This is a genomic window from Mesorhizobium sp. RCAM 05099, from assembly GCF_059683685.1.
Genome location: NZ_CM185035.1, coordinates 5,243,223 through 5,256,797, shown reverse-complemented (window position 1 = coordinate 5,256,797; position 13,575 = coordinate 5,243,223). Strand labels below are relative to the sequence as shown.

The following is a 13,575-nucleotide window of genomic DNA, read 5'->3' as shown; positions in this document are numbered from 1 at the left end:
AATGGCAATCGCGGACCCGTCAAACGTCACGATGAACCTGCCGCGGCGCGACGCACGCGACAAGCTGCTCGGGCGTACCCGCTACACTGTCGATCGCATGCTGCCGCGCATGCTTCACGCGGCGATCCTGCGATCGGAGGTCGCGTCGGCCCGCATCCTGAAGATCGACATCACGCGCGCCCGTCAAATGCCTGGCGTGCGCGCCATAGCGCTTGCCGAAGACGCCCCGGGAATGCACGGTATCGGCATCGCCGATCATCCGCTCTTCGCCTCGGGCGTCATCCGCTTTCATGGCGAGCAGATCGCCGCGGTGGCCGCCGATACTTACGAGCAAGCCCAGGCGGCGGCACGCGCGATCGAAGTCGAACTTGAACCCCTTCCCATCGTGCTCACCATGGCCGATGCGCTGGCGCCCGGCGCTCGCTTGGTCCACCCCGACTGGAAGAACTACGAGGTACTGTTCGAAGGCGGCGCTCGTGGCGGCAACGTTGCCTGGGAAGCGACGGTGGTCCGGGGCGATACCGAGGCGGCATTCGCCCGCGATGACGTCGTCGTCGTGGAGAGCTGCTTTCGGGTCGGCCGGCAGAACCATGTCTCGCTCGAACCCCGGGCCGTCGTCGCTTCCTACGAGGACGGTCGCTACCATATCGAGACGTCGACACAGGTTCCGTGGACGGTTCGCAACATGACGGCGAAGCTGCTTGGTGTTCCTGCCTCTCGGGTGCATGTCACGGTGCCGCCCGTGGGCGGGGGGTTCGGTCAGAAATTCGACTGTACGCTGGAGCCTTATGCCGCGATCCTGGCGCGCAAATCCGGGCAGCCAGTGCGCCTCGTCTATTCGAGGCAGGAGGAGATGCTGACCTGCCTCTGCCGCGAAAACGCCGAAATCAAGATCCGATCCGCGGTGACCCAAAGCGGCGACATCGCTGGACGCGAAGCCGTCGTGCTGATGGACTGCGGCGCCTATGGCGGCGAGCAGATTTTTCTCACGACGATGACGGCGCACACGCTGGGCGGCAACTACAAGCTTGGCTCGGTCAAGCTGGCGAGCCGTGCCGTCTACACCAACACTCCCCCAACGGGGCCTTTCGCGCCTGCAACGGTGTCTACAACACATTCGCGCTGGAGCGGCATACGGATGAGATCTGCCAGGCCATCGGGATGGATCCGCTCGAATTCAGACGGCGGAACGTGCTGGGCGACGGAGACCTTGGCGCAACGGGCCAGGTCTTCGAAGGCGATGTGCTCGGCCCGATGCTTGATCGGATGGCCAAGCTGCGGGAAGCGTCTCCCAGCAAGGAGCCCTTGGCGGGCGGGCGCCTGTACGGCCGGGCCACCGTGGTGGGCACCTGGTTCATCTTCGTCGGACCCTCGACGGCCACCATCAACCTCAATGCCGACGGCAGCGCGACGCTCATCACCGCCGGGGTCGAGCTTGGCCAGGGCACGATGGTGCAGGCGTTGCCGCAGCTCGTCGCCCATGAGCTCGGGATTCATCCGAATGACGTGATCGTTCGCAATGCCGATACCGATACAGCCGGTTTCGATCTCGGTGTCGGCGGAGGCCGCACGACCGTCTCCGTCGGCGCGGCGAGCCTCGCCGCTGCTGCGAACGTACGCAACAAGATCCTGGATACGGCGAGCGAGTTGCTGCAGACCCAGCCGGAACGGCTGGTCCTGCACAATGGTCGGGTTGAGATCGCCGGGATCGAGGGATCGGGGATGACCATTGCCAAGGCGGTCCAGCACGCGCACCGGTTGACCGGTCCAGTGGTTGGCAGCGGCTCGTTCACCAATCCCGGCGTGCCGGCGATGCCCGGCTGCGCGGCGGGCCATTTCATAGACGCAATCGATATTCCCGTCTTCAACGTCCATGATTGCGAGGTCGCCGTGGACCCGGACACCGGCCACGTCGAAATCCTGAGCTACAGGGTGGTGCAGGATGTCGGCCGGGCGCTCAACCCGCGCGCCATCCACGGCCAGATCCAGGGCGGGGTCACGCAGGGGCTGGGCTATGCGCTGCATGAAGAGCATACCATCGGCGAGGACGGGTGCATCCGGCAGGACAGCCTCGAGACCTATCGCGTCCCACTCGCGTTGGATACCGTGCCTGTCGAGATCGACCTCTACGAAGGCGCGCCTTCCATTGGCCCGCTCGGCGCCAAGGGCGCGGGCGAGGTGCCCATCCTCAATCCCCCGGCAGCCGTCGCCTGCGCCGTCGCCAACGCCACCGGGTGCCGTGTCCAGCAAATGCCGCTCACGCCGCCGCGTGTGCTGGGGCTGCTGCTGGGCAGGGAACCTGCCGTCGAACTGCCTCACATCGCCGATAACTGGTGGGACAATGTGCTGATGAGGCCCAGGCCCCGCTGATCGATGAGGAATCCTCTCCGCGCCCTTCCTGCGCGCAAATGGCCGTCTGCCGGGGGGTGCGTCGAGCGAGCGGTTGTCGCGGAAGCACTGGCGGCAACTACATTTCCGTCACGAACTTCGTCCGCAGGTAGGCGTCGAGGCCTTCGATGCCGCTCTCCGAGCCATAGCCGGATTCATTGACGCCACCAAAGGGCGTTTCGGGCGTCGACACCATCATATGGTTGACGCCGACCATGCCGGCTTCCAGCGCCGCTTCGGTTTTTTGGGCAAGGCTGAGGTTGCGGGTGAAGACAAAGGAAGCCAGCCCGTAAGGCAGCGAGTTTGCCCGCTCGATCATGCCATCGAAGGTTGAGAAGGTGGTCGTCGGGGCGATTGGCCCGAACGGCTCCTCGGACATGATGCGCGCCGTGTCAGGCACGTCCTTCAGCAATGTCGGGGCATAGAAATAGCCCTTGTTGCCGATGCGCTTGCCGCCGGTGACGACAGTCGCGCCTTTCGCCGTTGCATCGCTGACGAAAGCGTCCATGGCATCGAGCCGCCGCGGCGCGATCATTGGCCCCATCTGCACGTTTGCGTCGAGGCCGTCGCCGATCCTGAGCTTTTCGGCGCGGGTGGCAAAGCCGTCGATGAAACGGTCATAGACAGCCTCGTGCACATAGAAACGGGTCGGCGAGGTGCACACCTGGCCGGCATTGCGGAACTTGAATGCGACGACCGTATCGAGTGTTTTTTCGAGATCGGCGTCCTCATGGACGATGACGGGGGCGTGGCCGCCAAGCTCCATGGTGCATCGCTTCAGCGTGTCCGCGGCCTGCTTCTGCAGCAGCTTGCCAACCGCGGTCGAGCCGGTCAGCGAGACCTTCTTCGGGATCGGTGAGGCGATCAGATAGGACGAGACCCGGGCGGGTTCGCCAAACACGATGTTGAGCACGCCCGCTGGAAGTCCGGCGTCCTGGAAGCAGCGGGCGATGGCCACGGCGGTTCCGGGCGTTTCCTCCGCCGGCTTCAGGATGATCGAGCAGCCGGCGCCAAGCGCGCCCGAAATCTTGCGGATGACATTGCTGGCCGGAAAGTTCCAGGCGGCAAAGGCGACGACCGGTCCGACCGGCTCCTTGAAGACCATCTGCCGCACGCCGGGCAGCCGGGCAGGGACGATGCGCCCGTAAGCGCGTTTGCCTTCTTCCGCGTACCAGCGGGTCGCATCGGCGGCAAACTGCACCTCGCCGGTGGCCTCGGCCAGCGCCTTGCCATTCTCCATCGTCAGTATGCGGGCGATGGTGTCCTTGCGCTGTTCGATCAGATCGGCGGCCTTGTCCATGATCGCCCAGCGCTGCATCGCGGTCATCGCCTTCCACAGCTTGAAGCCCTTGGCCGAGGCCAGAAGAGCGCGGTCGAGATCGGTCTCCGTGGCATGCGGCACGGTTGCCAGCACCTCTTCGGTGGCGGGATTGATCAACGGTTCGGACTTGCCGTCCGATCCCCGGCACCACGCGCCGTCAATCAGCAGCTCGATCGTCTCTGGATACATGTCCTGGCCCTTTCCAGCCCGGCGGTCCGCGGAAGGCCGCCGGCAGATTGCACGTCAAAAGAAATCACCGCGATGGCTTGACCTGTACATTGTATACAGTATGGTGTCGACATGATTTTAGCGCGCATTCAGAAATTGTCGGTCGCCATCCCCGAGAATCTCGCCGAGATGCTGGAGGAAGAGATCATCTTCGGCCGCATCAAATCCCGGGAGCGATTGACCGAGGAAATGGTCGCCGAACGGTACGGCGTCAGCCGGTCGCCGGTGCGTGAGGCATTGCGGCTGCTTGAGCGCGATGGCCTGGTGATGCGCGAGGCCAGGCGCGGCATCTGGGTTTCGCCGATGTCGCAGCGAGACTTCGATGAGGTCTATATGTGCCGCATCGAGCTGGAAGGACTGGTCGCCAAGCAGGCCGCCGAATCCGCCGACATCGAGAAGAAAGCCGAGTTCAAGATCCTGCTGTCCGAACTGAAGGAGGCGCAGTCCAGGAACGACGCTCGGCAGTTCTTCATCGTCGACGTGCGCGGATCCTTTCTGACCTACGATCTTGCCGGCAACAAGACGCTGACGCGCCTGCTGGGCGGGCTCGAAAAGCAGGCCTTGAGGTATCGCTATCACGCCTACGAGAAGGATCCGAAGATCATCCAGCTCTCCCTGGATGACACGGCCCGCATCTACGACGCGATCACCGAAGGCGATGGCGAAAGCGCCAAGGCGATGACCGAAAACCTCATTCGGGAAATCTGGCAAAGCATGCGGGCCGGCATTCGCGACGCCTTCGGAGAGGGCTAGTTCGTGACCACCATTTTGTCAGCGTTCAGCGTCATTGATTCCCATACGGCCGGTCATCCTACGCGAGTCATCCTGAGCGGCGTCCCGAAGCTTGCCGGTTCGAGCGTGCGGGACAAGCGGGACCATTTTCGTCAGCACTTTGATCATCTCCGCCCGGCACTGCTGCATGAGCCGCGCGGCCATGCGGCCATGGTCGGCCTGGTGCCGGTTGAGTCGGATGCCGCCGACTATGGCGCGTTCTTCATCTCGTCCTATGTCTATCTCGACATGTGCGGCCACGGCACGATCGGCTTTGCCAGGACGCTGGCCTTCACCGGGCAGATCAGCGCTGAAATGGGCAACAGTTTCACGCTGGAAACGCCGGCCGGCATCGTGACGGTTCATCTGATCTGGAATGAAGACGGCTCGCTTGACCGCGTGCGGATTGCCAATGTCCCAAGTTATGTCGGGCTCGAGCATCTGAGCGTTGCCGTCGAAGAGCTTGGCGCGCTCGATGCCGCAATCGTCTACGCTGGCATGTGGTATGCGCTGGTCGACGCAGCACCGCTCGGCCTCAAGCTTGTTCCAGACGGCGCATCGACGCTGATGCGGGCGGGCGCCAGGATCAAGGACGCGATCAAGGCGGCAACGCAGGACATGCCGCTGTTTGCCGGCGCGGCTGCGCCGAGCGTGCTGTTCTACGATGCCGACAGCGAGAACTCGGCGACGCATTTCCTTGTTCTGGAATCGAACAAGTTCGACCGCTCGCCCTGTGGCACCGGGACCTCGGCGCGGCTGACTTTTCTGCTGGAGAAGGGGCTGATTGGTCCCGACCAGACCTACCACGCCAGGAACATACTCGGCATTCCGTTCGAGGCGCGCCTGCAACAGCGCGTCCGGGCCGAAGGCCGGGAGGCGATGATTGTCGAGATCGAGGGCGCCGCCTTCATCACCTCGACCCAGACCATCTTCTTCGAGAAAGGCGATCCTCTCTCGCAGGGATTTTTGTGCCGCTAACCAACCAACAAAAGGGGAATGAAATGAAACTCACAGTCATTCGTACGTTCATGGCCGCCTTGACCATCGGCCTCGGCCTGCTCTCGGCACCCATCGCGGCTTCGGCCGACGACAATCCATCCGCTGTCATCGAACAGATCCGCGCCAGCGGCGTGCTGAAAGTGCCGGTCATGACCGGCGAGGAGCCGGGCTACATCAAGGACCCGGCCACCGGCCAGTGGAGCGGCTTCTACTATGAATTCCTCGGCGAGATCGCGACCCAACTCGGCGTCAAGCTCGAGCCTGTCGAGACGACCTGGGGCAACCTGGCCGCCGACTTCCAGTCCAACAAGATCGACATCGCCATCGGCGTCAATCCGAACCCGAAGCGCGGTCTCGTCGTCGACTATCTGTGGGAGCCGCTGTTCACCGACGCCTGGGCCGTGCTGACGCCTCCCGGCAAGCCGGTCAAGACCTGGGCCGAACTCAACTCGCCCGACAAGACCGTCGTCGTCCAGAAGGGCAGCACCATGCAGGTCGTCGCCGAAGCCTTGCTGCCCAAGGCGAAAATCACGCCGGTGGAAGATCGCGGCCTGGCGCTGATGGAACTCCAGGCTGGCCGCGCCGATGGCGTCGTCTTCTCCATCTTCGACGCTTTGCAGATCACCAACCAGAAGATCGGCAATGTGTCGCTTCCCGAGCCGATCCTGCGCAATCCGGCAACGCTTGCCGTGGCGCGCAAGCCCGGCAACGCCGGCTTCATCAACTTCCTGACCAACTGGATTCTGCAGGAGCGTTCGCTCGGCCTCGCCCAGGGCAAGCTTGCCCGCTCGTGGGAAGCCCGTGGCATCGATCTGTCGATCCTTCCGGCAGGCTTCAGCTTCTGATCGTAAACAGCCTGACCGCCGCACAGCGCGGCGGTCAGGCCACCACTGGACGTGCATCGAACCAGTGAGGACGCTATGTTCGACTATACAGTCATAACCAACAATATCGGGCTGCTCTGGCAGGGCCTCCTGATGACGATCTACTTCACCGTGATCACGATCGGTGCGGGCATGCTGATCGGCCTGTTCATCGGGCTTATCCAGTTGAGCACGTTTAAGCCGCTGGTCATCCTCGGCCAGATCTATGTCGAGTTCTTCCGCAACATTCCGCTGCTCGTCACGCTGTTGTGGGTCTACTACGCTTTCCCGATCTTCGCCGGCATCAATGTCACCAAATTCTGGGCCGGCTTCATTGGGCTCAGCTGTTACGTCGGCTCCTTCTACGCCGAAATCCTGCGCGCCGGCGTCCAGTCGGTCGATCCCGGCCAGACGGATGCGGCGACCGCCATCGGCATGTCCTATGGCCAGCGCATGCGCCGGATCATTCTGCCGCAGGCCTTTCGCAAGATGATCCCGCCGCTCGCCGGTCAGTCGATCATCCAGATGAAGAACACGACGCTGCTGTCGATGATAACGGTCCCCGACCTTCTTTATCAGGCCAGCTACATCAGCAGTTTCACCTATCGGCCGATGGAAGTTTACACCGCCGTTGGCGTCATCTTCCTGATTATCCTGGTTCCGCTGACGCTGCTGTCCCGGAAACTCGAAAAGAGCGGGGCCAGCGTAAAATGAGCATTACCCAATCGAATGCCCCCGCGCCGGAGAAGAGCGACAAGCCGGTGCTGCGGCTGGATCGCATCTGCCTGAAGTTCGGCGACAAGCGCGTGCTGAACGGCATCGACCTCTCGGTCGTCGAAGGCGAGGTGGTCGTGCTGATCGGCGCCAGCGGATCGGGCAAGACATCGCTGCTGCGCTGCATCAACCTGCTCAACACACCGACCAGCGGCAGCATCGTCATCGGCGACGACGTTCTGTTCCAGAAGGAAGCTGACGGCAAGGGCCGTTCACAGATACCCAACCAGGAAGTCAACCGGATACGCTCGAAGACCGGCATGGTGTTCCAGCAGTTCAACCTCTTCCCGCACATGACGGCGCTCCAGAACGTCATGGAAGGCCCGGTCATCGTCAAGAAGGAGCCGAAGGAGCAGGCGCGTCAAACGGCGCTGAAGCTTCTCGATGTCATGGGGCTGGCGCAGCATGTGGAGAAATATCCGCGCCAGCTTTCCGGCGGCCAACAGCAGCGCGTTGCGATCGCCAGGGCCATGGCCATGCAGCCCAAGGTCATGCTGTTCGACGAGCCGACCTCGGCGCTCGATCCCGAACTTGTCGGCGAGGTGATGAAGGCGATGGTCGAACTGGCCAAGAGCGGCATGACCATGGTGATCGTCACCCACGAACTGGGCTTTGCCTTCGAGCTCGCCGATCGGGTCGTGTTTCTCGATCAGGGGCTGGTCGCGGAGGAAGGGCCACCGTCCAAGGTGCTGCTGCATCCCGAACATCCGCGTCTGAAGAGTTTTGTCGGACGCTTCCATGAATCGGCGGATCTGCTTCGCCCGTTCCTCGAGGCGCGTGAGGCCGAGAAGGCGTGCTGAAGGCACGCCGCTTCACGCACAACAGTCAAGTGGCCATCGTCGGCAACGGGACCGCACCAATCCATGCGGACCCTTCGAGCTGGCCGCAGAAGGAAAGATATCTATGACGCTGAGTTTCGATCCCGCCACAGTCTTCATTCCCAAGGGCCATCACATTGGAGGGCAGTATGTTGAGCTGCCGGGCACGGAGATCGAGGTTCTTCGGCCTTCCGATCTCCAGCTAATGGGCATGATCGCCGATGGCGGCGAAGCCGCGGTGCAGCAGTCGGTTGATGCGGCCAGGAAGGCCCTGGCGCAGAGCCGCTGGGCGAAGATCGCGCCGCGCGATCGCGCCGCCGTGCTGATGCGCTTCGCGGCATTGATCGAACAGAACGCCACCTATCTCGGACAGCTGGAGGCGATGGGGTCGAGCCGGCTGATTTCGATGACGATTGCCCGCGACGCGGTGCGCACCGCCGGTGTCGTGCGCTACTACGCCGAGTTCTGCGACAAGATCGAAGGCACGCTCACCTCGACCGAGGCGAACGCGCTCAGCATCGTCAAGCATGAGCCTTACGGCATCGTCGGCGCGATCGTTCCCTGGAATTTCCCGATGATCACCGCCGCCTGGAAATTCGCCCCGGCGCTGGCCGCCGGCAACGCGGTGGTGATGAAGACTTCGGAACTGACCCCGCACAGCCTTCTCGCCTTGGCTGAACTTGCCGCCAAGGCCGGCATTCCCGCCGGCCTGTTCAATGTCGTCAACGGCTATGGCCACACGACCGGGGCGGCGATCGTGCGCCATCCCGATATCCTGAAAATCTCGTTTACCGGCTCGACGCAGACAGGGGCGGCGATCATGACGCTGGCCGCCCAGTCCGGCATCAAGCCCGTCACCCTCGAACTCGGCGGCAAGAGCCCGCAGCTGGTGCTGGCCGATGCTGGCGATATCGATGTCGTGGCCGGCCGCGTCGCTGCTGCCTTCATGGACAATGCCGGTCAGGTCTGCACGGCGGGCTCGCGGCTGATCGTCGAGGACAAGATCGCGGACCAACTCGTCGAGCGCGTCATCGCCCGGACCAAGGCGATCAAGGCGGGACCGACCTGGGACGAGACGACGACCTTCGCACCGATCATCAGCCGCAAGCAGCTTGAGCGCATCGATACGATGGTCCGTGGCAGCATCAATGAGGGCGCCTCGGTGGTCACCGGCGCGACAGTGCTCGAAGGCCGCAACGAGGGCAGCTTCTATGCGCCGACGATCCTGGAAAACGTCTCCGACGACAATATCGGTTTCAAGGAAGAGTTCTTTGGTCCGGTGCTGACCGTGCGCACCTTTGCCGACCTCGAGCAAGGCCTCGCCCAGGCGGCGCACCCGGTCTACGGGCTTGCCGCCAGTGTCCACACCACAGACCTGAAGAAGGCGCTCAAGGCCGCGGATTCGATCGAGGCCGGCATGGTCTGGATCAACCAGCACGGGCGCGGCCCGGAGTTCACCTATCCGGCTGGCGGCTACAAGGGGTCCGGCTTTGGCAAGGACATGGGCCGTGCCGGTATCGAGGCGTTCCTGCGCCAAAAGGCCATCTGGGCCAACTACGCCTGAAGCGAGCGCACGCCTATGCAATTCGACTACATCATCGTTGGCGGCGGCTCGGCCGGAGCCGTGCTTGCCAACCGTCTTTCGGAAAACGGCACCAGGCAGGTCGCGCTTTTCGAAGCCGGGCCCGACACGCCTCCGGACGATGTCCCGGAGGTGATCGCGGACAGCTATCCCGGCCTTTCCTATTTCGACCCGAAATACCACTGGACGGAGTTGCGTGTCTTCAACCGTTCGCCGAAGCAGAACGCGCAAGTGGTCAAGACCGCCAAGCTCGAGCAAGCCAAGGTGATGGGCGGCGGCTCCAGCATCAACGGCCAGTTCGCGGTGCGTGGCCTGCCGCACGACTATGACGAGTGGCAGGGGCTCGGCCTCACCGGATGGGGATGGGACGGCATGCTGCCCTATCTCAAGAAGCTTGAGCGCGACCTCGACTTCGACGGCGACCTCCACAACAAGACCGGCCGGATTCCCATCCGCCGGGTCTTTCCGCAGGACTGGGCCGGCTTCACCAAGTCGGTCCTCAAGGCAACGGAAGGCGAGTACCCCTATCGGCCGGACTACAATGGCAGTTTCGAGGACGGCTCGTTCCCGCTTCCCTTGTCGAACGAGAACGACCGCCGGGTGTCGACGGCCATCGGCTATCTCGACAGCGAGGCGCGCGCCCGCAAGAACCTGCACATCTTCGCCAACGCCTTCGTCGAGAAGCTGGTGACCAAGGGGACGCGCATCACCGGCGTCGAGGTCACCATCGATGGCCAGACGAAGACCTACAGCGCCGGCGAGACAATCGTATCAGCCGGCGCGTTGCATTCACCGGCCATCCTGCTGCGCGCCGGCATCGGTCCGGCGGCGCAGTTGAAGCGGCTGGGCATCGAGGTCATTGCCGATCGCCCCGGCGTCGGCGAGAACCTGACCGATCATCCACATCTGGCGGTCGGCGCCCATTTCAAGAAATCGGCGCGCCTGAAGCCCGGCCAGCGGCGCCACATCTTTCTCGGCGTCAGATACTCCTCGAATTATGCCGACTGCCATCCAGGCGACATGCTGTTGATGCCCGTCAACCGCGCCGGCTGGCATCCGCTCGGAAAGGCGATGGGCGCCCTCAATGTCTGCGTCAACAAATCCTATTCGCGCGGCACCGTCACCCTGAAGACAGCGGCCCAGACCGACGAGCCGATCGTTGACCTGAATCTGGCCTCCGACGGCCGCGACCTCATGCGCCTGGTCGACGGCTTCAAGCGCATTTGCCGGATCATGGACACGCCTGACGTCCAGCAGCATGTGAACACCTGGTTCCTGGCCGGCTACAGCGACGAGGCCCGCGCGCTCAGCGTCCGCAAGCCGTGGAACTGGGTCAAGACGGCATCCGCCGCCTATCTCTTCGACTACGCGCCGTTGTTTCGCGAAACCTTGCTCAGGCGCAAGTTCGGCACCACCGACCGCATCCGCAAGATGCTCGGCAACGAAGATCTGATCGCCGATTGGGCCAAGCAATCCGTCTGGTCTGGCTGGCATGTCTCCGGCACTTGCAAGATGGGCAGTGACAACGATCCGCTGGCGGTGCTCGATGCCGAGTGCCGCGTGCGCGGTGTGCAAGGGCTGCGGGTCGTCGACGCCTCGATCATGCCGACGATCATCGCCGCCAACACCAACATCACCACGATCGCCATCGCTGAAAAAGCGGCGGACCTGATTTTGCATTCCCGATAATCGAAAAGGACATCAAGGCTATGCGCAAGAACAAGGTGAAGGACATCTGGGCCGCCGGCGGCGAAGTGGTGACGGGCTGGCTCGGCATTCCATCGTCGATCTCGGCGGAACTGATGGCCCAGCAGGGCTGGGACGCGCTGACCATCGATCTCCAGCATGGTGCGACAGACTATGTCGACGCGGTGCCGATGCTGCAGGCGATTTCGACCACGGACACGACGCCGATGGTGCGCGTGCCATGGAATGATCCGGCGATCATCGGCAAGGTGCTCGATGCCGGCGCCTATGGCGTGATCTGCCCGATGGTCAACACCGCCGAGGAAGCGGACGCCTTCGTCAAGGCATGCCGCTATTTCTCCAAGGGCGGCCGCAGCGTCGGTCCGCTACGCGCCTCGCTCTATGCCGGCGCGGACTATTTCCAGCATGCCAATGACACCATCATCACCATGGCGATGATCGAGAGCGAGCAGGCGGTCAAGAACCTGGAAGATATCTTGAAGACGCCCAATCTCGACGCCATCTTCGTCGGCCCGTCGGACCTCGCGGTGACCATGGGCGAGGCGCCTGGTTTTGATCCGCGCTATCCGGCGGTCTACGAGGCGATCGAATACATCGCCGCCAAATGCAAGGAAGCCGGTGTCATTCCGGGCATCCATTGCGGCTCGGTCGCCTATGGCGTCGACATGCGCAAGATGGGCTATCGCTTCATGGCCTATCTCTCCGACTTCCGCATGCTGCAGCAGATGGTGTCGCGGTCACTGCCGGCCTTCCGCGCCGGCACGCCGAGCGCGATCGCACCCTGATCGGCATAATCCGGATCGATTGTCATGACATCGACAAGCACGGCGCGCGGCAAGGTGACGGTCATCGGCGCCGGCATCATCGGCGTCTGCACCGCGAACTACCTGCTTGAGCAGGGTTTTGCCGTCGAGGTGGTCGATCCTGCTCTGCCGGGCTCGGAGGAACAGTGCTCCTTCGGCAATGCCGGCGGCATCTGTCCGGGATCCTGCATCCCGAACTCGATGCCGGGCGTGCTCGGTAATGTGCCGAAATGGCTGATGGATCCGGAAGGGCCGTTGATCGTGCGGCTGGCCTATCTGCCGCACGCATTGCCCTGGCTGCTGCGCTTCCTGGCCGCCAGCCGCAAATCCCGCGTCGAGGAGATATCGGCCGCGATGCGCTCGCTGCATCGCTATACATTCGAGTGCTACGAGCCATTGATCAAGGCTGCTGGCTGCGAGGATCTTTTGCAGAAACGCGGACAGCTTTTCGTCCACGAGGCGGCGGAAGGCCCGTCCAAGGGCGCCTACGGCCTGGGGCTTAGGCGCGAGCATGGCGTCAAGGTGGACATACTCGATGCCGACGAAATCCGGCAGCTCGAACCGGCTTTGGCGCCGATCTTCAAGAGCGCTGTCTATCTGCCCGAACAGGGGCAGTGCCCCAATCCCGGGCGCCTTGTTGCAAAGCTCGCCGAACATGCGGCGCGTCAGGGCGCCCGCTTCATCAGGGCAAAAGTGCTCGGCTTCGACATGGCCGCCAACGGTCCGTCGGCGCTGCGGCTTGAGGGCGGCGGTCGCATGCCGGTCGAGACCGTGGTGCTTTGCGCCGGCGCCTGGTCGGGCGACCTTGCCCGGAAGCTCGGCGACCGCATTCCGCTGGAGAGTGAGCGCGGCTACCACATCATGGTCAAGGGGGCCGATACGGGCCTGCGCATCCAGACCATCTCGGCCGACCGCAAGTTCGTCGCGTCGCCGATGGAGGATGGACTGCGGATCGCCGGCAATGTCGAGTTCGCCGGCTTGCGAGCGCCGGCAAACATGCACCGCGCGGATGTTCTACTCAAGCAGGCGCGGCCGATGTTCAGGAAACTGGAGGTTGGCGAAGTCACCCGATGGATGGGGCATCGTCCCGGCACGCCCGACAGCATACCGGTCATCGATCGGGCGTCGCGGGCCAAGAACGTCATCTACGCCTTTGGCCACGGCCATCAGGGGCTGATCGGCGGCGCCGTCACCGGCAAGATCGTGTCGCAGCTTGCCGCCGGTTTGCCGCCAACGATCGATCTCACGCCTTTCCGGGCGGATAGGTTCTGATTATTCAGAGCGCGCTGCTGTACCGGCGGGCCTTTCCGTTCTTGCATGG

General features: G+C 63.4%; 11 protein-coding genes and 1 pseudogene. 11 read left to right on the top strand and 1 reads right to left on the bottom strand.

Annotated features, from left to right (window positions below; genetic code table 11):
* Nucleotide 1 precedes the first annotated feature (1 nt).
* Nucleotides 2-1,134: pseudogene (locus tag AC56QQ_RS26010) on the top strand (xanthine dehydrogenase family protein molybdopterin-binding subunit); the annotation flags it as partial.
* A 27-nt stretch (nt 1,135-1,161) separates the two neighbouring features.
* Entirely contained in the window at nt 1,162-2,370 is a 1,209-nt protein-coding gene (locus AC56QQ_RS26005) for a xanthine dehydrogenase family protein molybdopterin-binding subunit (protein WP_497129126.1), read from the top strand.
* Nucleotides 2,371-2,467: 97 nt separating this feature from the next.
* Here AC56QQ_RS26005 and AC56QQ_RS26000 read toward each other — a convergent pair whose 3' ends face one another.
* Entirely contained in the window at nt 2,468-3,898 is a 1,431-nt protein-coding gene (locus AC56QQ_RS26000) for an NAD-dependent succinate-semialdehyde dehydrogenase (protein WP_497123904.1), read from the bottom strand.
* Nucleotides 3,899-4,009: 111 nt separating this feature from the next.
* Between AC56QQ_RS26000 and AC56QQ_RS25995 the strand changes: the two genes are divergently transcribed.
* From AC56QQ_RS25995 to AC56QQ_RS25955, 9 genes are all read left to right on the top strand, one after another.
* A complete protein-coding gene (locus AC56QQ_RS25995; RefSeq protein ID WP_489860154.1) occupies nt 4,010-4,690 on the top strand; it encodes a GntR family transcriptional regulator in 681 nt (226 codons plus the stop codon).
* A gap of 3 nt (nt 4,691-4,693) precedes the next feature.
* Nucleotides 4,694-5,686 (top strand): proline racemase family protein, encoded by a 993-nt coding sequence (locus AC56QQ_RS25990; protein ID WP_497123903.1) that lies wholly within the window; start codon nt 4,694-4,696, stop codon nt 5,684-5,686.
* Between the two features lie 23 nt (nt 5,687-5,709).
* Entirely contained in the window at nt 5,710-6,552 is an 843-nt protein-coding gene (locus tag AC56QQ_RS25985; RefSeq protein ID WP_256750041.1) for a transporter substrate-binding domain-containing protein, read from the top strand.
* Between the two features lie 75 nt (nt 6,553-6,627).
* Nucleotides 6,628-7,284 carry an amino acid ABC transporter permease gene (locus tag AC56QQ_RS25980; protein ID WP_489860157.1) on the top strand — a complete coding sequence of 219 codons (657 nt, stop codon included), beginning with the start codon at nt 6,628-6,630 and terminating at the stop codon, nt 7,282-7,284.
* Nucleotides 7,281-8,144 (top strand): amino acid ABC transporter ATP-binding protein, encoded by an 864-nt coding sequence (locus tag AC56QQ_RS25975; RefSeq protein ID WP_497123902.1) that lies wholly within the window; start codon nt 7,281-7,283, stop codon nt 8,142-8,144. The genes AC56QQ_RS25980 and AC56QQ_RS25975 overlap by 4 nt, the downstream gene beginning before the upstream one ends.
* Nucleotides 8,145-8,247: 103 nt before the next feature.
* Nucleotides 8,248-9,726, top strand: coding sequence for an aldehyde dehydrogenase family protein (locus AC56QQ_RS25970; RefSeq protein WP_497123901.1), 1,479 nt, complete (start codon nt 8,248-8,250; stop codon nt 9,724-9,726).
* Nucleotides 9,727-9,741: 15 nt separating this feature from the next.
* Complete coding sequence (locus tag AC56QQ_RS25965; RefSeq protein ID WP_497123900.1) at nt 9,742-11,433, top strand: GMC family oxidoreductase; 1,692 nt, start codon at nt 9,742-9,744, stop codon at nt 11,431-11,433.
* A gap of 20 nt (nt 11,434-11,453) precedes the next feature.
* Nucleotides 11,454-12,236 (top strand): HpcH/HpaI aldolase family protein, encoded by a 783-nt coding sequence (locus AC56QQ_RS25960; protein WP_497123899.1) that lies wholly within the window; start codon nt 11,454-11,456, stop codon nt 12,234-12,236.
* 24 nt (nt 12,237-12,260) lie between these two features.
* Entirely contained in the window at nt 12,261-13,526 is a 1,266-nt protein-coding gene (locus AC56QQ_RS25955) for an NAD(P)/FAD-dependent oxidoreductase (RefSeq protein WP_497123898.1), read from the top strand.
* The last annotated feature ends 49 nt before the right edge of the window (nt 13,527-13,575 follow it).

Excerpts from the sequence above, each read along its gene's own strand:
- AC56QQ_RS26005 (WP_497129126.1), top strand. The coding sequence starts at position 1,162 with ATGGATCCGCTCGAATTCAGACGGCGGAACGTGCTGGGCGACGGAGAC.
- AC56QQ_RS26000 (WP_497123904.1), bottom strand. The coding sequence starts at position 3,898 with ATGTATCCAGAGACGATCGAGCTGCTGATTGACGGCGCGTGGTGCCGG.
- AC56QQ_RS25995 (WP_489860154.1), top strand. The coding sequence starts at position 4,010 with ATGATTTTAGCGCGCATTCAGAAATTGTCGGTCGCCATCCCCGAGAAT.
- AC56QQ_RS25985 (WP_256750041.1), top strand. The coding sequence starts at position 5,710 with ATGAAACTCACAGTCATTCGTACGTTCATGGCCGCCTTGACCATCGGC.
- AC56QQ_RS25980 (WP_489860157.1), top strand. The coding sequence starts at position 6,628 with ATGTTCGACTATACAGTCATAACCAACAATATCGGGCTGCTCTGGCAG.
- AC56QQ_RS25975 (WP_497123902.1), top strand. The coding sequence starts at position 7,281 with ATGAGCATTACCCAATCGAATGCCCCCGCGCCGGAGAAGAGCGACAAG.
- AC56QQ_RS25970 (WP_497123901.1), top strand. The coding sequence starts at position 8,248 with ATGACGCTGAGTTTCGATCCCGCCACAGTCTTCATTCCCAAGGGCCAT.
- AC56QQ_RS25965 (WP_497123900.1), top strand. The coding sequence starts at position 9,742 with ATGCAATTCGACTACATCATCGTTGGCGGCGGCTCGGCCGGAGCCGTG.
- AC56QQ_RS25960 (WP_497123899.1), top strand. The coding sequence starts at position 11,454 with ATGCGCAAGAACAAGGTGAAGGACATCTGGGCCGCCGGCGGCGAAGTG.
- AC56QQ_RS25955 (WP_497123898.1), top strand. The coding sequence starts at position 12,261 with ATGACATCGACAAGCACGGCGCGCGGCAAGGTGACGGTCATCGGCGCC.